A 19,619-nucleotide genomic window follows, 5' to 3' on the forward strand; every position below is an offset into this window, starting at 1 on the left:
TCCGTTGGTCAGCGGCGCCGCGCCGCCACCAGGAGCTGATACCCCCCAAAGGGGAGGGAGAGCCGGAAGGAGACGTACACGAGCGAAGCGAGAAGCTTCTGTGCCGCGGAGTAGCTGCCGGACTCGAGGAAGGCCGCGCAGGCCCGGTCCGGGTTGAGGTTGATCAGGTGCTTGTACAGGTTGAAGAACGGGAAGCCCCAGGCCTGGCAGCGGACCACCGTGAGCCCGGCCGCCTCCAGCGCCTCCCGGATCTCGCCGGGGGAGAAGTGGCGGGTGTGGCCGACGCGCCGGTCGATCTCGAAGAGCGGGCCGCAGGGGACGGTGACGAAGAGCCACTGTCCGGTCATCGCCGCGAGCCTCGCGATCGCCTCGCGGTGATCGGCGCAGTGTTCGACCACCTCCATGCAGGTGACCACGTCGTAGCGCCCGGGCAGCTCCTCCCGGTTCAGGTCCAGCGTGGCGAAGTTCATGCCGGGGAGCTGGGCCCGGTTCGCCTCGATGACGGCGGGGGACACGTCTGCTCCAGCAAATTCCGTGCCCTGCAGCTCCCGGCTTGCCTGGAGCAGGAATTCGCCGTTGCCGCACCCCACGTCGAGGAGGGTGCGGGGGGCGGCCAGCTCCCTGACCCAGGAGAGGATCCGGGTGCGCCGGAAGCGGGGGGCCGGGGAGTAGCGGATCATGTCGTTCCACTTGTCCCAGGCGGCGTCGTAGAAGGCGGTCAGGTTCTCAGGCTGCGACATGCGAGACTCCAGTTGATGAATTGCAGGATGCCCAGAAGGGGAAAGCCGGCGCGGATGGAACCCTTCTTGTGCTCGTCCCAGAGGCGCTGCACCTGGTTCCAGTCCAGTTCGGCAATGTTTTCGCGTCCTTGCGCCAGGTAGTCGCGGAAGACCCCGGCCATCGGTCCCTCCTGGGCGAACCAGCGGTCCACCGGCGGCAGGAACCCGGCCTTGCGGCGGGTGAGGGCGGCGGCGGGGATGTCGTCGGCGAGCGCCTGCCGGAGGATCAGCTTCCCCTTGCGGCCGCGCCGCTTGGCCTCGTCGGGGAGGTCCAGGCAGAAGCCGACCAGGTCGTCGGCGAGGATGGGGACCCGCACCTCCAGCCCGTGCGCCATGCTGGTGCGGTCCACCTTGGCCAGCACCGAGGGGAGGTGGAACTGGATGTCGGCTTGTTGACGTGCCCCCAAAGATGAACGCGTTTTTGACGCCTCTCCAATGAGAGCGGCGTATTCCGCCACCGGGTCCGAGCCGGAGAGGGCCGACTGCAACCCGGGTGAGAAAATCCTGTTTTTCAGTGCGTTGCCGCAGATCCTGCGGAAGGTGGCGTGGTCCCGGTCAGGCCCCTCGGCCGCCGCGTCAAGAATCCGTTCCACCAGGATGCGCGCGCCATAGCGCTGACTGTCGGAGGGGAGGAAGCGGGCAAGGGAGCGGACGGCGTCGCGCAGCGGCGCGGGTAGGCGCCGGATGAGCGGGGTAAGCTCGCCGGCGAGGTAGGTGTCGTAGCCGGCCAGGAGCTCGTCGCCGCCGTCCCCGGCCAGGATCACGGTCGCTTCCTTGCGTGCGAAGGCGCAGAGCTGGTGCATGGGGAAGAGCGAGGCGTCGGCCAGAAGCTCCCGCATGCTGGCGAGCGTATCCCGGATGGTCTCCTCGTTCCATTGAAAGCGCACCACCCGGTGCTCGATCCCCAGGTGCCGGGCGTAGTCGGCCGCGGCGGGGCTTTCGTCGAAGCCCGCCTCGTCGAAGGCGAGGGTGAAGGCGGTAGGGCGCAGGCCGGCGCGGGTAGCCGAGCGGGCCACGGCGTAGGAGTCCAGCCCCCCGGAGAGGAAGAGCCCGAGCGGCGCGTCGGAGACGGTCTGGGCGGCCACGGCGCGGTCGAGCCGGGCGCGGAACTCCGCCACGCGCTCTTCCTGCGCGGCCGTCTTACCGGCTTCGCAAGGGGACTGGCCCCTGGCGGAGCCAGTCCCCGCCGGGCGCCAGAAGCGCTTCAGCTCGGTGCGTGCGGGGGTGGCCTTCAAAAGGGTGCCGGGGGGGAGCTGGCGCACCCCGGCGAGCCCGGTGCGGGGCGCGGGGAGGTAGTTGAAGGTGAAGTAGCTGTCGAGATCGCAGGGATCGTGGGGCGGCACCGGGTTCAGGGGGCCGAACAGGGCGAGCAGTTCCGAGGCGAAGAAAATCTCGCCCCCTTTGTCCTGGTAGAAGAGCGGCTTGATGCCGAGCGGGTCGCGCGCGAGCCACAGCGTCCGCTCGTAGCGGTCGGCCACGGCGAAGGCGAAGATGCCGTCCAGGCGTGACAGTGCAGCCTCACCCCACTGTACCCAGGCCGCCAGGAGCACCTCGGTGTCGGTACGGGTCGTGAAGCTGTGTCCCAGCGCCTGGAGCTCGGCGCGCAGCTCGCGGAAGTTGTAGATCTCGCCGTTGTAGGTGATGAGGTACCTGCCGTCGGGGGAGGGCATCGGCTGGCGCCCGGCCTCCGACAGGTCGAGGACGGCCAGGCGGGCGTGCCCGAAGAAGAGCCCCGGCTCCAGGTGCATCCCCTCGCCGTCCGGGCCGCGGTGGCGCACCCGCCCCAGCATGGCGGCGAGCCCGGCGCGGTCCCACTCCCCCTTGCCGGGGGCGTATATGCCGACAATGCCGCACATCGCTCAGCCCCGTTTCGGTCCGCGCAGGGACCGGGGCCGGGGCGCTAACGGTGGCGCGGCGATGTTGCAGGGGTGCAGGTTCATGTGGTTTCCTTTCCCGGACTAGCGGAACCTGGAGGTGAAAAAGTTGAAGGCGGCGGATTCGAGCAGCAGGGCGGAAATGCCGTGGCGAACGCGCAGCCGCGCGAAAGGCGCGTAGAAGAGCGCCAACAGGCGGGTGATCCTGAACTTCAACGTGTTGCCGGTGTCGACCTTGTTGATCTTGCCGTCGATGAAGTAGGAGCAGATCTGGATCATCCTGATCTCACGTTCCTGCTGTTCACTGTACCAGGGGGGAGTGTAATCCCCTTCGGCCTCGATTTCCACCCAGTCCTCCAGCCGCTGCGGCTTGCGGTAGCCGCTTTGCACGGCGAGCGCGTAAAGCTCGGTGCCCGGCAGGGGGCGGTACTTGTTGGGAATGAAGATGAGGGCGCTCGCGTTGTCGTCGATGAGACGCATCATCAGTTCCCTGGTGAGCCTCAGGTCCTCCATGGTTTCCCCGGGGATCCCCACCAGCCAGTTGTAGGCCGCCTTGATCTCGGGGTGCCGGGCCAGCTTCCGGTTCACCTCGACGATCTGCTCCACGGTGCAGTCCTTGTGCATAAGGTCGAGCATCCGCTGGGAGCCGGACTCGGCGCCGATGTGGAGGATGTTGGTGCCGGCCTGGGCCAGCTTGGTCAGGTAGGCGTCGCTCATGCGCACGATCTCGTTGATGCGCGCCCCGCGGAAACCGAGCCCCACCTTGATGCCGCGGCGCTGGATCTCGTCGATCACCTGCTCCACGTGTTCGAGGTTCACAAAGGAGTCGTCGTCGATGAAGTAGATGTAGGTGGCGCCGTACTTCTGGTGCACGAACTGGACGTGGTCGGCGACGTGCGCGGCGGGGAGGTGGCGGTACTTCTGCGCCATGTCCCGGTACTGGGCCGGCGAGGAGCAGAAGGCGCAGCGGTAGGGGCAGCCGAGCGCGCTGTACATGGGGAAGATCCGCTCGCTGCTGTCCAGTTGCCCGTAGTGGCCGAGGTCCTGCTCGACCAGGTGGTAGGGGATGTCGCGGTAGTCCACCATCTCGAAGCTCGCCTCGGGGGGGACCTCGCGCACCCCGCTTCCCGTGCGATACATGAGCCCGGGGATGGCGTCGAAGGGGGGGGCGTCCGCGTCGCCCCGCAGGCGCCTGGCCAGCCGGGAGAGCGGCAGCGAGCCGTACCCCTTGATGACGAAGTCGATGCTCGGCTCGTCGAAGACCTCCAGGGCGTTGAAGGTGGTATGCGGGCCGCCCCACGCGACCGGGAGGTCCGGGTGCTCGGCTTTGAGCCAGCGCGAGATCTCCAGCGCGTTCTTGATGGGGGGGCCGGTCATGACGCTCAGGCCGACCAGGAGGGTCTCCTCGGTGACCAGGCGGGCGATGTCCTCGTGCCAGGTGGCGGGGGAGAGGCGGACATCGACGATGTCGACCCGTATCCCGCTCTTGATGGTGTCAACCGCCGCGTACAGCACGCTCAGGGGCAGGTGGCGCACCAGGACGCTCCCCGCCATCCCCATCTTCGGGTATACCAGGACGACGTTCTTCATTGTTCTCCCTTCACTCCCACGAAGAAGAATTCGGTGGACTGCAAAACTCCCAGCTCGACCAGGCGCGCGTCCATGTCGCGCAGGTAGCGGGCCAGGGCGCGGTTCTTTTCCTCGTCGAACCTGAGCCCGCCGATGAACTCGTGGAAGAAGGCGTAGCGCTCCTTAAGGACCAGTTCCTTGAACGTGCCCGACAGCGCCTTATGCATCTCGCGGAAGCCTGCCTCGTTGTCGTTGGGGGACTGGAGCTTCTCTGCATCCTCGGTCTCGTAGCGCATGTTGGCGAAGAGCTTGCCGATCTCACCCTCGACCGCCTCGGGCGCCGGGACCGGGAAATCGGCGTGGAAGCCGTTGCCGGCGGACAACAGGGTCCTGAGCAGGTGGCAGAAGGCGGCGTTGCCCCGGGTGACCCGGTCGCGGGTCGGCTCGTGGGCGATCACGATGCCCCCGACGCGCAAGAGCTCTCTGACCCGCGCCATGACGCTTGCCTGGTCCGGGAAGTGGTGCAGCGCGCCGAGGAAGACTACCGCATCGAAGCTCCCGACGGCAAGCCCGGGATGTGCGAACAGGTCGCCGGAGAGGTAGGCGAGGCCGCCGCGCTCCCCCCGCCAGGGGTCCTCGTCGGCCATGCGGCGCGCCACCTCGATGCAGGCGGGGGAAAGGTCGATCCCGGTGACGTGGTGGCCGGCGCGGGAGAGCTCCAGGCTGAGGTAGCCCGGGCCGCAGCCGATTTCCAGGACGCGGGCCGCGCGCTCACCGAGCTGGTCGCGCAGGGTCTTCTCGATCAGCTCGAACTGTTCGTAGAAGTCGAGCTTCACGTAGGCCGGGTCGCGCCAGGGGTTGTTGATGAACCACTCGCAGCGCGGCGCCCGGCGCAGGTCCGGGATGTGGCCGTGGGCCATCCTCTCGTGGATCTGGTGGTTGAAGGCCCGGGCCTCCTCCTCCAGCACCGCCGCTTCACCGCGCTCAGTAGACATGGTGGCGCAGCCTCCATTCCCCGTTCACCTGCTCCCACAGGTGCGGCGAGCGCGCCTTGTCGATCACCTCCCAGAAGCGCTCCTCGGTGATCCCCATGTACTCCAGGATCTCGTGGAAGTACTTGGCCGGGAACTCGGCGTCGTAGCGCTTCACCAGGGCGACCGCCTCCTCGCGGGTGATCTTCTGGTTGCGCACCTCCTGGGCCGCGTCGTAGGTGGCCCGGCCGATACCGAACTTGATGAAGGTGGTGTAGTAGTGCAGGGGATCGATGCGGTCGTCGATGGAGCTGTACTTGGAGTACGACCCCTCGGTGCGCTCCACGTTGACCTGGAAGCCGGTGTGCTCGGAGGCGTAGTAGTAGCACTCCTGCGGGTCCCACTTCAGGTAATACCCGAGATAATGCACCTCGGTCCCCACCTCGCGCAGCACGTTGCCGTCGATGGGGAGGTACGGGTTCAGGTCGCGCGGGTCGACCTGGTACTGCGAGATCAGGTCGCGGGCCGAGACGCCCCCCAGGAACAGCGAGTCGAGGTCGCGGGTGGTCTCGAAGAAGGAGGGGGCCATGGTGGGGCGGTCGTTCTCCTTGATGTTGTTGCCATACTCGGCCTGGTTCTCGCCGTAGAAGACCAGCGGGATCCGGTACAGACCCGAGAAGCGGGGACCGATCAGGCGCTGCCCGATGATGAAGGGCTGGAAGGGGTGCACCAGGTTTTCGAAGGCGAGCCGGGTCAGCAGCCGGTGCAGCTTGCCGTTGGGGGTGTAGAGGATGTTGTCCAGGCCGGAGTGGATCCAGTTCTGGAAGTTGTGCCAGCCGATCTCGGTGTACTTGTGCGGCGCCCAGGTCACGGTGAGCGGGTTCATGCCGTACTTGTACTTGAGGATGTGGGCGGTGAAGGCGCTGTCCTTGCCGCCGCTCCCCGGCACGATGCAGTCGTAGCCGCCGTCCTTGCTCCGGTGCCGGTTGCAGAGCTCGATCAGCTCCTCCTCGCGCGTCTTCCAGTCGATGACCTTTTCTTTCATGTCGGCGAAGGTGCAGGCGCTGCAGACACCCTCCTCGTCGAACTCGATGGTCGGCTTCTTCTCGGTGCCGCGGTTCTTGAACTCCACCACGGAACTCGGGCGCTGGTTGGAGATCACGCAGCGCTTGCAGAACTTCACTTCTTCGGGCAGGCCGTAGTAGGCCTCGAGATGCTCGCTCATCTATATTTCCCCTTTGCAGTCAGCGTGGTCAGTTTTAGAAGTCCCCCCTTCCCCCGCGGGAGGGGGTTAGGGGGTGGGGGTAGGTGCCACGTTGGTGCTAATGGCAGGTTCACCCACCCCCCAGCCCCCTCCCGTCAAGGGAGGGGGAGAGTTGGAAACGGCTAGCGGCAGCTCTCCACCCAGGCGGAGAGGATGCCGAGGCCCGCGCCGCCGCTCTTCTCCGGGTGGAACTGGCAGCCGGTGATGTTGCCGCGCTGCACGGCTGAGACGAAGTTGTACCCGCCGAAGTCGGTGATTGACAGGATGTCGCTCTCTTCGGCCGGCACCGCGGCGTAGCTGTGCACGAAGTACATGTCCTCGCCCGGCCGCACCCCGGCGAAGGGGGTCCCGTCCCAGCGCCCGGGCTGCGGCGGCAGGATGCCGTTCCACGCCATGTGCGGGAGCTTCGCCACCGCCGGCAGGAGCTTCACCTCGCCGGACAGCAGGGCAAGGCCGGCGGTGACGCCGAACTCCTCGCCCCGGTCGAAGAGGAGCTGCATGCCGAGGCAGATGCCGATCATCGGCTTGCCCCCGGCCGCGTACTCCCTGATGCAGTCGATGAGCCCGCACCCGGTGAGGCGCTCCATGCCGGAAATGAAGGAACCGACTCCCGGGAGCACCAGCCCGTCCGCGGCCAGGAGTTCGGACGGCTCGCGGGTCAGCATCGGCTCGCCGCCGACCTTCTCCACACCGTTCACGATGCTCCTCACGTTTCCCAGCCCGTAATCTACTATGGCTATGCCCGGTTTTTTCATGGACGTACCTGGACCCCTCCGGCGAGAAGGGCCTCCTTGATCTGGCCCACACCCGCCAGGTTGTAGTGCAGGATGGACGCGACGGCGACGGCGTCGCAGGCGGTCTTTTGGAACAGGTCGAGGACGTGGCCGCAGCTGCCGATGCCGCCGCAGCCGATCACCGGGATGCCGGCGTCCTTGGCCGCCGCCTGCAGCAGCTGCAGGTCGCACCCCTTCTTGGTCCCCTCGGTGTCCACCGAGGTCACCAGGAGCTCGCCCGCCCCCAGCTCCTCCAGCTCGCGGCACCAGGAAAGGGCGTCCTTGCCGGTATGCTCGCGGCCGTTGTCGCAGTAGGACTCCCAGGCGGTGCCGTGGCGCTTGGCCTCCACCGAGGCCACGATGCACTGCGAGCCGAAGGTGCGCACCGCCTCCGCGATGAACTGCGGCGTCTTGACCGCCTGGGTGTTGATGGCCACCTTGTCGGCCCCCGCCTTCAGCGAGCGCTCGATGTCCTGCATGGTGCGGATGCCCCCTCCGACGGTGATGGGGACGAAGACGTCCCGGCAGGAGCGCTCGATGATGTCGAACAGGTTGTTGCGCCCGTAGAGGCTCGCCACCGCGTCCATGAAGAGGATCTCGTCGATGCGCTCTTCGTAGTACTTCACGGCCAGGTCGTGCGGGTCGCCGATCTTGCGCACCCCTTCCAGGTGGATCCCCTTGATCACGAACTCGTTCTTGATGTCGATCCTGGCGATCAATCGCTTCTTGATCATGCCGCCTCCGGGTGGTCGGCGAAGCGCTTCTGCACGCTCACTTCCCAAAGGCGCGGGTCCTTCAGAAGGTTCACGAACTGTTCGGTGCTGTTGCCGTTGCCGAAGTGGGTGGAGCGTTCGCCGCGCTGGGTGGCGCACTGCCCGATGGCCTCCAGCACCTCGACGCGCGACTCATGCACGTTGAGGATGCAGCCGCTGTGGCACCTGCCGTCCTGCCTGGTGCCGATGTTGATGGAACAGACCCCGTAGAAGGGCGCCTCGCGCACCGCGGCGCTCGAGTTGCCGATCATGAAGTCGGCGTGCTTCAAAAGGACCAGGAAGGCCTCGAAGCGCACCGAGGGGAAGATGCGGAAGTGCGGGTTCCCCCTGAGCGCCTCCAGCTCCTCGATGATGATCTCGGAGCCGGGGTCGTTGTTCGGGTAGATCACCACGTAGTCGCGTTCCGATTCCAGGAGCGCCGCCTTCACTTCCTTCACCTTGGCCAAGAGGTTGTGGAGGCTCGTGGTGACCGGGTGGTAGGTGAAGATGCCGTAGTGCTCGAAGGGGATCTCGTAGCGCTCCTTCACCTCGGCGAGGGAGGGGAGCGCGTCCGACATCATGAGGTCGAGGTCCGGGGATCCGATGCTGAAGATGTTGCCCCCGGGCTCTCCCATCCGCATCAGGCGCGCCTTGGCCTCGTCGTTGGCCACGAAGTGGAGATGGGCCAGCTTCGAGATGGAGTGGCGGATCGATTCGTCGATGGTGCCGGAGACCTCGCCCCCTTCGATGTGGGCCACCAGGATGTTGTTGAAGGCCCCCACGATGGCGCCGGCCAGTGCCTCGGCTCGGTCCCCGTGGATCACCATGAGGTCGGGCTTGGTCAGGTCGACGTAGTTGGAGAGCCCTTGGATGGTGTTGGCCAGGATGTTGTCCATGGAGTCGTTGGACTTCTGGTTGATGAACTTGAAGATGCGCTGGAAGCCGGCCTTCTCCACCTCGTCGCCGGTGTTGCCGTACTTGGGGAGGACGTGCATGCCGGTGACGAAGACGTGCACCTCGAAGCCCTCCTCGCGGTCCAGGGCGTGCATCAGGGACTTCAGTTTGCCGAAGTCGGCGCGGGTCCCGGTGAGAAAGAGTACCTTCCTAGCCATTGTCGATCTGCTCCCATGCCAGTTGGCGGTCCGCCTTGAGCGCGACCTTGGCCTTTTTGCCGAGCACCGTCTCGAAGTGCTCCGCCTTGATTTCACCGGTCCCCGGGCGTTTCACCCAGATGTTGTCGTAGCTGAAGGTCTCCCCCGCCGCGATGTCCCGGATGGTGACGATGCAGGCGTAGGCGAAGTCGATGGTGGGCTGCTCCTCGGGGAGCACCCCCTTCCGCCCGCCGCGCGCAAGGAAGATGGCGCGGCTCCCCTCGATGAGCTCTTTCAGCTCGACGGGGTCCATGGAGATCTCGATATCCGGCCCGGGCCACCCCTTGTCGGAGGTGAAGTGCCGCTCCAACAGCGAAGCCCCGAGCGCAACCGCGCCCAGGCAGGGGTAGTTGCTGAGCGAATGGTCGGAAAGGCCGACCGGGACCCCGGGGAAGGCCTCCTGCAGTTCGGCCAGCGCGCCCAGGCGCACCTTGTCGTAGGGGGTGGGGTAGATGCTGGTGCAGTGCATGAGCGCGAAGGGGACCCGGTGCTTCTCGAGGATGGCGACCGAGCGGGCGATGTTCTCCATGGGGTTCATCCCGGTGGAGAGGATCACGGGCTTGCCGTAGCGGGCGATGTGCTCGACCAGCGGGTAGTTGTTGCACTCCCCCGAACCGATCTTGTAGGCGGGAACATTGAGCTTTTCCAGCTGCACCGCGGCCGCGCGCGAGAAGGGGGTGCTCAGGAAGATGATCCCCTTCCCCTCGACGTAGCGTTTCAGCTCCGCTTCCTCGGCCGCGGTGAGGGCGCAGCGCTTCATGATGTCCCAGATCGACTCCTTGGCGTTCCCCGGGATGACGTCATTCGGGATCATCTCGTCCTCGATGACGTGGGTCTGGAACTTCACGCATTCGCAGCCGGCCGCGGCGGCGTCGTCCACCATACGGATCGCCTTCTCCAGGCTCCCCTCGTGGTTGATGCCGATCTCCGCCAACACCAGCGGGGGATGGTTCGCGCCGACCTTGCGTCCGGCGATGTCGAATTCTCTCATGCTTATCCTCTTTTCTCCTGCATCCGGTGGGTCATGAGCAGGTCGGCGATCAGGAAGTCCAGTTCGCTGTCAATGTCCAGCGAGCGCTCCGCGGGCATCAGGTAGGGCACCATGTTCTTGGGGTAGAAGGTGCGCTCCTCCAGGAAGACCCCGATTTTGATGACGTAGATGGCGCCATTGAAGCGGTACAGCTTCTCGCTCTCCTGGCGCCTGGTGATGTAGGGAGTGGAGCCGATCTCCTTCAGCAAACCATCCTCGCCGATGCGCCTCAGCCACTGCGGCGGGCGCTCGTTGTCGGTGACGCTGACCACGGAGTCGGCGTCCTTCTCGCGCTGCAGGGCGAGCGCCCGGTCGATATCACCGGCGGTACGAAACGGGGAGGTGGGTTGCAGCAGGAGGATGAGGCGCGGGCGGTACCCTTCGTGCTCCGCGAGCCAGTCCAGGGTGTGCCGTACCGCCGCCTCCGAGGTCGCCGTGTCGCCGGCGAGCTCGGCCGGGCGCAGGAAGGGAACCTCGGCGCCGCTGGCCTTGCCGGCCGCGGCTATCTCGGGGTCATCCGTGGAGAGAACCAGCTTGAGAGGGGTCTGCGCGTTGAGGGCCGCCGCCGCGCTCCAAGCCAGCAGCGGCTTCCCCGCCAGGGGGCGTACGTTCTTGCGCGGGACTCCCTTGGAGCCGCCGCGGGCGGTGATCAGGGCCAGGATTTCGCTGACTGCCAAGTGGCTCTCCTTCCTGTCGTTAATTTGACTCCGGGGGGAGGTAAGCACTCCTCTCCGGCCGTTGGATGATGTCGCTGCGTGCTCTTTTGGTGCGGCAATCCAAATTTGCAACGGACGTGCCAGAGAGGAGGTGGTGTGCTAACGGGTGGGAAACGCGGGGCTTTTTCGAAAGGCGGGTTGGCGGTCAAAAAGTTGACCGCAGCAGTGCGCTAGGGGACAGGCTCTGCAGGTGCCTGTCCCCTTCGATCAGGGCCGGCGCTCCAGGTTCAGGCGGAGGCGGGTCGGTCGCAGCGGTGGCGGCGGCGTCTCCCGCGGGCGGATGCGCCGGTCGGCCGGGTCCTTGCGGCACAGGATGTTGTAGGCGAACTCCCGCTCCGGTTCCGCGCCGGTCCCTTGCCGCAACACCGCGAAGGTGAAGGGGTCGATGGGGACCTGCTCCAAGGGGGCGGGACGGTTGAGCGGAGCCCCTTCCCGGCGCAGATGGTCCATGAGGAGGGAAGCGGTGCAGCGGTCGCCCCGGGCCACCACCCTGAAGGAGTGCAGCGCCATGGCGCCCGGCTTAAGCATCCGCTCCACGTCGCGCACGATGCTGCGGCACCCTTCCTCGGAATGCTGCAGTTCTCCGCACTCTCCGACGCTGAAAACGAAGTCGAAATAGTTCCCCGGGAGCAATTCGCTGAAGCCCCCGATCTCCCCGTCCACCAGCCTGATCCCGTACACGGGGCGCTGCAGCAGGTCCGCGCTTTCGGTGCGCAGCCGGTCCAGGTTCCACATCTCGTACTCCTGCTCCAAGGCGCGCACGATTCCCGAGGTACGGCTTCCGAAACTGAGGATCCTTGCCCCCTTCGGGATGTTGTCCCTGATGAAGGAGCAGATCAGGAGTTCCTGGTATCCCTTCAGGTCGCAGTCGGAGGGGCGGCTGCTCCCGGAGAGGCCCGCCGCATTCCTCTCGAACCAGGGGAAGTGGAGGCGCCTGGAATAGGTGAAGAAGCCGAAGTTTTCCGGCGTGATGCGGCTGCCGGCGCGACGCACCACCTCGGCCACCTGCAGGGGCGGGGGAGGAGGCTCCAGCGTCTGCGCCCCTTGCGCCCCAAAGAGATGCCGCTCCCGGATCACGACCCGCTCGGCCTCCTGGTTGTAGCGCTCCAGGTGGGCCTCCGAGCGCTGTCCCTCGCCGGGCCGGCTCCGGAACCCGCCCAGTGGCGCATGCAGCGTGTACAGCCGTGCGTGGCGGAAAAAGCGGGCCCACAGTTCCAGGTCCCCGGCGAGGGCAAAGTCGGGATCGAGCCCCCCCGCCTTGTCCCAGAGGCTGCGGCGCCAGAAGGTCGACTCCTGCTGGATGAATGGTGCGTTGACCTCGCCGCGCAGGTATTTCTCGCGGCTCCAGGCCGGCGGCTCCGAGGAAAACCCGGCCGCCTTGCCGTCGCTGTCCCAGAGCGTGGGGCTGCCGGTGAGCCACTCCACCTCGGGACAGCCGAGGAAAGCATCGCCGACCAGGTGCAGCGCGCCGGGGTGGTACTTGTCGTCGGAGTTGATCCAGGCGAGCACCTCGCCGGTGGCGCGCCGGAAACCCTCGTTGATCGCGGCGTAGTGCCCCCCGTCCGGGCGGCTCTGCCAGTAGGAGAGATGCTTTTCGTACTTCTTGATGATCTCGATCGAACCGTCGCTGCTGCCCCCGTCCATGACGATGTACTCGAGATTCGGGTACCCCTGGCTCAGCACCGAGTCGAGGCATTCCGCCAGGTATTCGCCCTGGTTGTAGGAGGGAGTGACGATGGAGAGCCGCGGCAACTGGCGTGGCACGATGACGCTTGGGGGCGAGAAGTCCCGGATCGGGTAGCGGATCAGCGGCGGCGCGCTGGAGCGGTGCGGCTCGGCGGGGAGTTGCAGGGCAAGTTCCCGGTCGATCACCTTCTTGCACTCGTCCATGTACTGGTCGCGGTGCTTGTTGCAGCGCTGCTCCGAGCTGTACATCCTGAACCCGCCGGTGAGCGCGTCCACAGAGTACAGAGGGGAGAGACGGCTCATGCGCATCCAGAGGTCGAAGTCGGCGGCGAGCTTGTACTCGATGTTGAGGGCGCCCCCGGCGCGGTCCCAGAGGCTCCTGCGCCAGTAGGTCCCTTCCTGCATCACCATGAGGCAGTAGCCGTACAGGAGTTCCTCGCTCAGCATCTGGTCGTGGCACCAGGTCTGGGTCATGTACTCGAAGGGGTGCAGCTTCCCGTCGCCGTCGAAGCCGACCCTCCTGCCGGTCAGAAACTCGACGTGCGGCAGCTTGTCGAACACCTCCCCCACCACGGTAAGACCCCCCTTGTGCAGCATGTCGTCCGCGTTCAGCCATCCCATGACCGGCCTGGTCGAGCGCTTGAAGCCGGCGTTCAAGGCCTGGTAGTGGCCGCCGTCCGGCGCGCTCTGCCAGTAGGCAAGGTACTTCTCGTACTTCCTGATGATCTCCACGGAGCCGTCGGTGCTGCCGCCGTCCATGATGATGTATTCCAGGTCGGGATAGTTCTGGCTCAGGATGGAATCGATGCACTGCTCCAGGTACGTGGCCTGGTTCAGGGAGGGGGTGACTATGGTGATACCTTGCATGTATCGTCCTTATCCCGTGGGTGGCGCTCGTGCTGCAGAGGGACGGCTGTGTCGCCGTGGCCGGTCCTGGGAAGTTTGCAGTTAACATGCCACGAGCCCGGGGAGCGCTGTCAGAATAGGCGTGCGACGCCTCCCCCTCCCTTGACGGGAGGGGGCAACGGCAGCTTCCAGCACCCGGCCGCGCCGCCGGTACCTGCTACTTCGTGCCTGGCGCCCTCGTTAAAAAAGGGTCACCGCCTGTGGCAGTAACCCTTCTTCACTTATTACAGCAACAAACCCGCTACATCTTAATCGTTTACGGAACCCGCAACAAGATCGTTCGCCTGTCGAAAGTCGTGCCAAAGTGGTTGGTTGCCGCAATCTCTATCACATTCTCTCCGCCTCCCAACGAAAAGACTCCGCTGAAGTTGCCGGAGGGGACGGCGAATTGAACGGGGACGGAAGTTGTAGTGCCGTTGTTGGCTATGCTGATGATGAGCGTGTCTTTTTTATGGAGGCCGTCGACATTGCCTGTGATGCTGAGAGAGGCGTCGCTCGTGACAGTACCATCGGCAGGTGCGTTGATAGTGAGCGCCGGTTTTTTCGAGGGGCGCCCGGTGACCTTCAGGGGCTGTGTTTGTGAGGCGGGATTGTAGTTAGCGTCCCCGGCTTGCCAAGCAGTTATAGTAGCGGTGCCTCCACCGATGATATGGATCATTCCTCCGGAGATGCTTGCCACTCTGCTGTCGCTGCTGGTGTAGCTGACCGCAAGCCCTGAACTAGCGGTAGCGCCCGGATCGAAGTCGGGATCACCTACGGATCTGGTAGCTATTGCTGGGAAAACCATGGTCTGGTCGGCCTTGAGTACCGTCAGCCCGACAGTGGCAGCTGCAATCGTATAGTTGGCGGTATCTGCAGGCGTGAAGATAACGGTCAGCGTATTGGGCCCCGCGTTCAGCACGGTGCCCGCCGCAGGTGAGTAGAAAAATGCACCGGCAACGTCGGCCGTGGCGTTGAGTTGTGTTGTTGAAAGAGCTGCACCGTACACGAGGTCCACCGGGTCCGCCCAAGTGATGGCGGGGGTCGCCTTGACGACGTTGATGGTCACTGTCTTCGTTGAGGTTTTGTAACGTGCAGTATCGGAAGGTGTAAACGTTACACTCAGTGTGTGGGTTCCCGCATCGAGCACCGTGCCTGCAACTGGCGTGTAGACGAACGTTCCTTCAACATCAGTCGTAGCGTTCAGTTGAACCGCAGCAATAGGCGTCCCGTAAACGATATCGTAAGGTTTGGTCCAGTTGATGACTGGTGTCCTCAGACCGGGTCCCCCGCCCCGAACTGGCAAGACGTACTGCAACGAGGTTTTAGCAACCCAACTGGTATAAAAGCTGCCAGAAGCCTTAACCCAGGCGCCGATGGTGTTTTTCGCGTAGGTACTGGATGACCAGTAATATCCGAGCTGGTAATTGAGGAAGACATGATATTTGAAATAGTCGGAATACTGGGCGTGGGAAAGCGTTTGCAGTTCGTTAAGATTTGGCAGACGCCAGTCATTATACCCAAGGTAGTTGGTGCTGTTCAGGGTCTCGATGAAGTCAAGCGCTTGCTGCCACGTCATCTTGCCGGCCAGTCCGGCATTTTTAGGCCATACCAGCCCGGTCAGGTTGTCTAAGAGGGTCAGGTCCGCTGGATTCGCGAGGCTGTTATCGGTAAAACGGGGATCCGGCCATTCGATTCCCATTCGCAAGTTGGCATCTTCAGTGCCGCTGCATGCCCGCCAGGAACCGTCACTCCCGGAACAGGTCTGTCTACCCGTTTCAGGCAGCGCCACAACACCGGGTCCCGCACCGCGCACAAACCAGGCATAGCTGTATAGGTTAGTGGCGACGCCGCCGTCAGCCATGTTTACCATCATAGAAGGGGAGGTTGACGTCCGGTAATGCTGGCTAAGAACGTTTGCGAACCCTTGCGACATCAACCATTGGGACTGGTCCGGCGCTCCGATGTTGACAAGGCTCTTGAGCTCGTTGATGTTTGGCAGACGCCAGTCGCTGTGCCCTAAGTAGCTGATGCTATTGTAGTATGCCGCGGTATCCAACGCTGTTTGCCAGGTGGATGTCCCCACTATGACCCCATTGGCAGCTTTATCATAGTTCCCTTTATAGGCGTTTTTTTCCCACATCAGTCCTGTCAGTTTATCGGTGATGGTCTGATCGCCGTTATCGGTAAAACGAGGAATAGGCCACGCCACGCCTGTTTGTAGAGCCCCGTCATCCCCTGCAGCATAGCTTGCGGCCTGCCCTGTCCGAGGGATCTCAACAGTGCCCGCGTATACGTGGAGTGGACGCAACAACGTCAACGTCAGTAGCAAAAACAGGGAAAGTTTCTGGATCACGGTCAGGCGCCTCCTTATCTCATGATGACTGCTGTTGCTGTGACTAAGGTAGTGACTGGACAAGGAACGGCTGAACAAGGCGCCAAATAGAAGTTGACGCATCTTTGTCGGCAATTCGCATGCCACCAGGGGTAACCCTTAAAAAACAGCAGGTTGTGTTCTCGGGGATGGTGGTTCAACGGCAAAACACCGCAGAATTGTGCAAATATTGCACAGCGGAATTGTTCAGGTGATGCGCAGTGGGAAGCGGCGATTGCCGCCAGTAATGGGTGAAATGCGGGAGTGAATGGAAGGATTCGGCCTCCCCCGCCTCGGACCCGCAAAGTCTCTGGGAGGATTGAAGGTTCTTGCTCATACTAGAAGTCGGGGGGGATGGGGGCGCCCCGGAACCCGGCAGAGCGAACGCGCCGGGGACTGCTGCATGGCGGGACAGGGTTGATCGGCAGTTAATGCACCAGTGATGGTACTCCTTTTGAGGGCAGGGGAGGCAAGGGGGAGCGGGAAAATGAAAAGGCGCCCGTCAGGGACGGGCGCCTCGTGGGTGGCTGTACTGAATCACACTTAGAATGTGGTGGAGGCGGCGTAATCCCACTCGTCAGCAGTTGGGTCGATCATCTTTCCCGTTATGTCCTTTCCTGAAAATTTGAAGACCATGTGTGCAGAGTCGATGGTGGCGTTGTTCGTGTCGTTCTGGCTCAGCATGAAGGTGACAGTCGCGCTCTGTGCATCAGAATCATAGCTCACGGTCATGGGGTTTTGCGGGATATAGGCTTCGGTGGGGAGAACCGGCTGCAGGTTGTTGTAATACCCCGCCGCCCCGCCGCTTGCCTTGGTGATGGTCCAGTTGGTCACGTCCTGTACCGATTGGGGGTCCATCTTCGAATCGAAGTAGAAGGTCAGGCTGAAGGCCTTGGACGAATTTGGGGTGGAGAGGTTGGTGACGTCCAGCAACATGAGCTGGTACGGGTCGTAACCCACCTCCGGGAGGTCTTGCGGTTTCTGCAAGATCGGGAAAAAGGTGTCGAGTTCGCCGCCGCCTCCAGCGACCATCTTGGGCTTCGCTATGGTCCTTTTCAGCAGTTCTCCCTGTGCCGCGTCAAGCCTGCTGAGCGTGTCGACTTCGGACTGCGCGCTGGTTGTATCCCCGAGCGCGGCATACGCTACGCCGAGCTCGAAGTGGGCCGCTGCCATCTTCGGCCTTAGTTTGATGGCCTGGGTGAGTTGCTTCACGGCGTCCTGGAATTTCCCTTCCTTGTTGTAGGTCACCCCAAGGCTGTAGTAGGGGTTGGGATCGGTGGGAGCCATCTTGGAGACCTTCTTGAACTGAGCCTCCGCCTCCGGTAGCCGGTTGGTCTGCAGGTAGAGCTGTCCCAGGGTATAGGGCGCCACCATGTCGCTCGGATTGATGCGCGCCGCGTCCTTGAACTCCTTTTCGGCCAGGTTGTACTTCTTCTGCTGCAGGTAGATGTTGCCGAGGTTGGTGTGCACCGAGTCCTGGGTCGGGTCGATGGTGAGGGATGTCTTGTAGGTCTTGATTGCCTCGTCGTACTTCTTTTGCGCCAGGTAGGCGTTGGCCAGGTAGTTGTACGACTGCGCGTTGGTCGGATCGAGGGAGATGGCGCGCTTGAACTCGCTGGCTGCCCGGGCGTAGTCCTTCTTCTGGAAATAGCCCGCACCGTTGGCCATGGCGTTGGTCGCCGCCTGGGCCTTCATGCTGTCCTGCGAGGTCAGCGTGTCGAACATGTCGCCCAGGTAGTCCCAGGCTGTCTTCTGGGTTGCCATAACATCCTCCGTGCTAGATACTCATTAGCCACCTGTCGTATCGGCATCCGGCGCTCGAAACTTTAATCGAAATTGCAGTGATGAATGAAAACGCCCGGTTGCGCTTCCAGGCCGACCGGGCGTTTTTGTCGTTTCGTTGGCGCGCCTGCCTCTCTAGGAGTTGGCGGCCTGCTTCAGGGTGTCGAGGCACTCGCGGGCGTCGCGGTTCCAGGGCTCCAGGTGGATCACCTTGCCGTAGAAGGTCTCGGCCTCCTCGGGGCGGTCCAGGATGGCGCAGATCTTACCGAGACTCATCAGTGTCTCGATGTTGAGGGGCTCCTTCCTGAGCTGGTCCAGGTAGATGTTGATGGCGCCATCCACGTCGTACCCTTCGACGAAATAGAAATCGGCGAGGTTCTTCTGGAAGGTGTTGTTGCCCGGAGCCAGCGCGGCCGCCTTTTCGTAGTTGCGGCGGGCGGTGTCCTTGTCCCCTTTTTGATAGGCGAGCACGGCGAGATCGTTGTAGGCCGGCGCGAACTCGGGATAGAGCGCCACGATGCCTTGCAACTTCTGCTCGGCCCCGGCCAGATCCCCACGGTTCACAAGTTCCTGGGATTTCAGGTAGTGGTCTTCAGCTGTCAAATCGTCCTCCTCCTCGGCGGCTGCCGCCGGTGTTGTGGCTGTCGCCGCTGTAGCCGGTGCCGCCGGCGCGGAGGCATTTTGCCTCAGTTCGGAGAGCCGCTCGCGCACCGCCATGTTGGCGGGTTCGATTTCGAGCGCCCTTTGCAGGAACGACTCGGCGGCCTCGGGCTGCCCGACCCCTTCGCAGATGATGCCGAGGTTCAGCAGTGTCTCCACGTCGCGCGGCGATCTCTCGAGCAGTTTCAAGTAGATGTTGATCGCCTCGTCGGTTTGCCCCATGTCGACGTAGAGGAGGTCGGCCAGGTTCTTCAGGTAGACGTCCTCGTCCGGCTCCAGGGCCACCGCCTCGCGGTAATGCAGCAGGGCCTGGTCGGTATACCCCAGTTGATAGCTCACGGCGGCGAGATCGTTATGGGCCACGGCGTGCCCGGGGTAGCTGGCAAGGTGCTGCCGCAGCGCTGCCGCAGCCTGCTCCAGGTCGTCGCCGGAGAGTTGCGGGCGCAGAGCGGCGTAGGCGTCTTCCGCACCCGCTGCGGGGAGTGGCTCCGTCACCGGCATCGGCGCCGGCTCGCTCTGCAAAGGTGCTGTGACCGGCTCGCTCTGCAGTGGTGACGTGGCCGGCTGCGCCGCGGCGGTAGGAGTGCTCCGTACCTCCACCGGCTGCGGCGCCTGTTGGGGGGCCGATTGCGGGACGGCGGCGATCAGTTTCAAGCCGGTGAATTCGGCGATGTGCTGGATGCGGAAGCGCTGCACCACCTTGAGCAGGAACTCGCGCAGCCCGTGGCTCGGGTACCCCTCCGGGAGATAGCCGACGCTGTCGTGCACCTCCCTGCGCCAAAGCGGGTGAGGAGCGACTTCAGAGAGCTGGGAGAGCTGTTGCGGGGTGTAGTCAGGCCAGATCACCTTGCCGTAGCTGGTGTGGTTGGCAAAGCTCTCATGGGCGATAGCTGTGAAACAGGTGTCGCCGTACGCCACCATGGCCGCGGAGTCTTGCTCCAGGGCTGCGGTCAGCTGTTCGTACGCGTCCCGCTTCAGGCGGTCAGTCGCGTCGAGAATAGTCAGGTACTTTCCGGATGCCATCTTGAGCGCCATGTTGATCCCGCGTGCCGCCGCCCCGGAGGGGAGTTTCAGCGCCGCCAGGTTGGCGTAACGCTGTTGCAGGTCCGCCACCACCGCCCATTCGCACTGCGTCGAGCCGGCGTCGACGACGATTACCTCCATCCTGCTAGCCACCGTCTGCTCCATCAGCTCGCCGAGGCATTCCCTCAGGTGCGCTTCCCTGTCCCGGGTCACGACTATGGCGGAAACAAGCGGTCCATTCTCCATAACGGCGATCGCGCCGCTGGGGCGGGTGACTAACTGGCTCATGTAATTCTCCATTTCGGGTTTGATGGACTGCGGGTACCCGTG

Annotated in this window: 14 protein-coding genes; all 14 read right to left on the reverse strand. The window is 64.0% G+C overall.

Translation table 11 applies throughout. The annotated features are described in order from the left end of the window. Nucleotides 1–8: 8 nt before the first annotated feature. The 14 genes from KP001_RS18425 to KP001_RS18490 all read right to left on the reverse strand — a co-directional run bounded on the left by KP001_RS18425 (nt 9) and on the right by KP001_RS18490 (nt 19,577). Entirely contained in the window at nt 9–740 is a 732-nt protein-coding gene (locus KP001_RS18425) for a class I SAM-dependent methyltransferase (protein WP_217287002.1), read from the reverse strand. Beyond that, complete coding sequence (gene asnB, locus KP001_RS18430; protein WP_217287003.1) at nt 719–2,635, reverse strand: asparagine synthase (glutamine-hydrolyzing); 1,917 nt, start codon at nt 2,633–2,635, stop codon at nt 719–721. Before asnB ends, KP001_RS18425 begins: the two co-directional genes overlap by 22 nt. Before the next feature lie 102 nt (nt 2,636–2,737). Next, the gene (locus tag KP001_RS18435; RefSeq protein ID WP_217287004.1) at nt 2,738–4,243 is read right to left on the reverse strand and encodes a B12-binding domain-containing radical SAM protein; all 1,506 of its coding nucleotides are present in this window, start codon (nt 4,241–4,243) and stop codon (nt 2,738–2,740) included. After that, the gene (locus KP001_RS18440; protein WP_217287005.1) at nt 4,240–5,217 is read right to left on the reverse strand and encodes a class I SAM-dependent methyltransferase; all 978 of its coding nucleotides are present in this window, start codon (nt 5,215–5,217) and stop codon (nt 4,240–4,242) included. The genes KP001_RS18435 and KP001_RS18440 overlap by 4 nt, the downstream gene beginning before the upstream one ends. After that, nucleotides 5,207–6,418, reverse strand: a complete 1,212-nt coding sequence (locus KP001_RS18445) for an N-acetyl sugar amidotransferase (RefSeq protein WP_217287006.1) — start codon at nt 6,416–6,418, stop codon at nt 5,207–5,209. Before KP001_RS18445 ends, KP001_RS18440 begins: the two co-directional genes overlap by 11 nt. 161 nt (nt 6,419–6,579) lie before the next feature. Then, entirely contained in the window at nt 6,580–7,212 is a 633-nt protein-coding gene (hisH, locus tag KP001_RS18450; protein ID WP_217287007.1) for an imidazole glycerol phosphate synthase subunit HisH, read from the reverse strand. Then, nucleotides 7,209–7,964, reverse strand: a complete 756-nt coding sequence (gene hisF / locus KP001_RS18455) for an imidazole glycerol phosphate synthase subunit HisF (RefSeq protein ID WP_217287008.1) — start codon at nt 7,962–7,964, stop codon at nt 7,209–7,211. The genes hisH and hisF overlap by 4 nt, the downstream gene beginning before the upstream one ends. Next, complete coding sequence (gene neuC / locus KP001_RS18460) at nt 7,961–9,094, reverse strand: UDP-N-acetylglucosamine 2-epimerase (protein ID WP_217287009.1); 1,134 nt, start codon at nt 9,092–9,094, stop codon at nt 7,961–7,963. The genes hisF and neuC overlap by 4 nt, the downstream gene beginning before the upstream one ends. Then, nucleotides 9,087–10,124, reverse strand: coding sequence for an N-acetylneuraminate synthase family protein (locus KP001_RS18465; protein WP_217287010.1), 1,038 nt, complete (start codon nt 10,122–10,124; stop codon nt 9,087–9,089). Before KP001_RS18465 ends, neuC begins: the two co-directional genes overlap by 8 nt. A 2-nt stretch (nt 10,125–10,126) precedes the next feature. Further along, nucleotides 10,127–10,840 (reverse strand): acylneuraminate cytidylyltransferase family protein, encoded by a 714-nt coding sequence (locus KP001_RS18470; protein WP_217287011.1) that lies wholly within the window; start codon nt 10,838–10,840, stop codon nt 10,127–10,129. A gap of 246 nt (nt 10,841–11,086) precedes the next feature. Further along, nucleotides 11,087–13,432 carry a glycosyltransferase family 2 protein gene (locus tag KP001_RS18475; protein ID WP_217287012.1) on the reverse strand — a complete coding sequence of 782 codons (2,346 nt, stop codon included), beginning with the start codon at nt 13,430–13,432 and terminating at the stop codon, nt 11,087–11,089. A gap of 295 nt (nt 13,433–13,727) precedes the next feature. Beyond that, the gene (locus KP001_RS18480; RefSeq protein ID WP_217287013.1) at nt 13,728–15,806 is read right to left on the reverse strand and encodes an Lcl domain-containing protein; all 2,079 of its coding nucleotides are present in this window, start codon (nt 15,804–15,806) and stop codon (nt 13,728–13,730) included. A gap of 561 nt (nt 15,807–16,367) precedes the next feature. Then, a complete protein-coding gene (locus KP001_RS18485) occupies nt 16,368–17,588 on the reverse strand; it encodes a tetratricopeptide repeat protein (RefSeq protein WP_217287014.1) in 1,221 nt (406 codons plus the stop codon). A gap of 153 nt (nt 17,589–17,741) precedes the next feature. Next, the gene (locus KP001_RS18490) at nt 17,742–19,577 is read right to left on the reverse strand and encodes a tetratricopeptide repeat protein (protein ID WP_217287015.1); all 1,836 of its coding nucleotides are present in this window, start codon (nt 19,575–19,577) and stop codon (nt 17,742–17,744) included. Nucleotides 19,578–19,619 lie beyond the last annotated feature (42 nt).

Source organism: Geomonas subterranea (assembly GCF_019063845.1).
GTDB classification, from domain to species: domain Bacteria; phylum Desulfobacterota; class Desulfuromonadia; order Geobacterales; family Geobacteraceae; genus Geomonas; species Geomonas subterranea.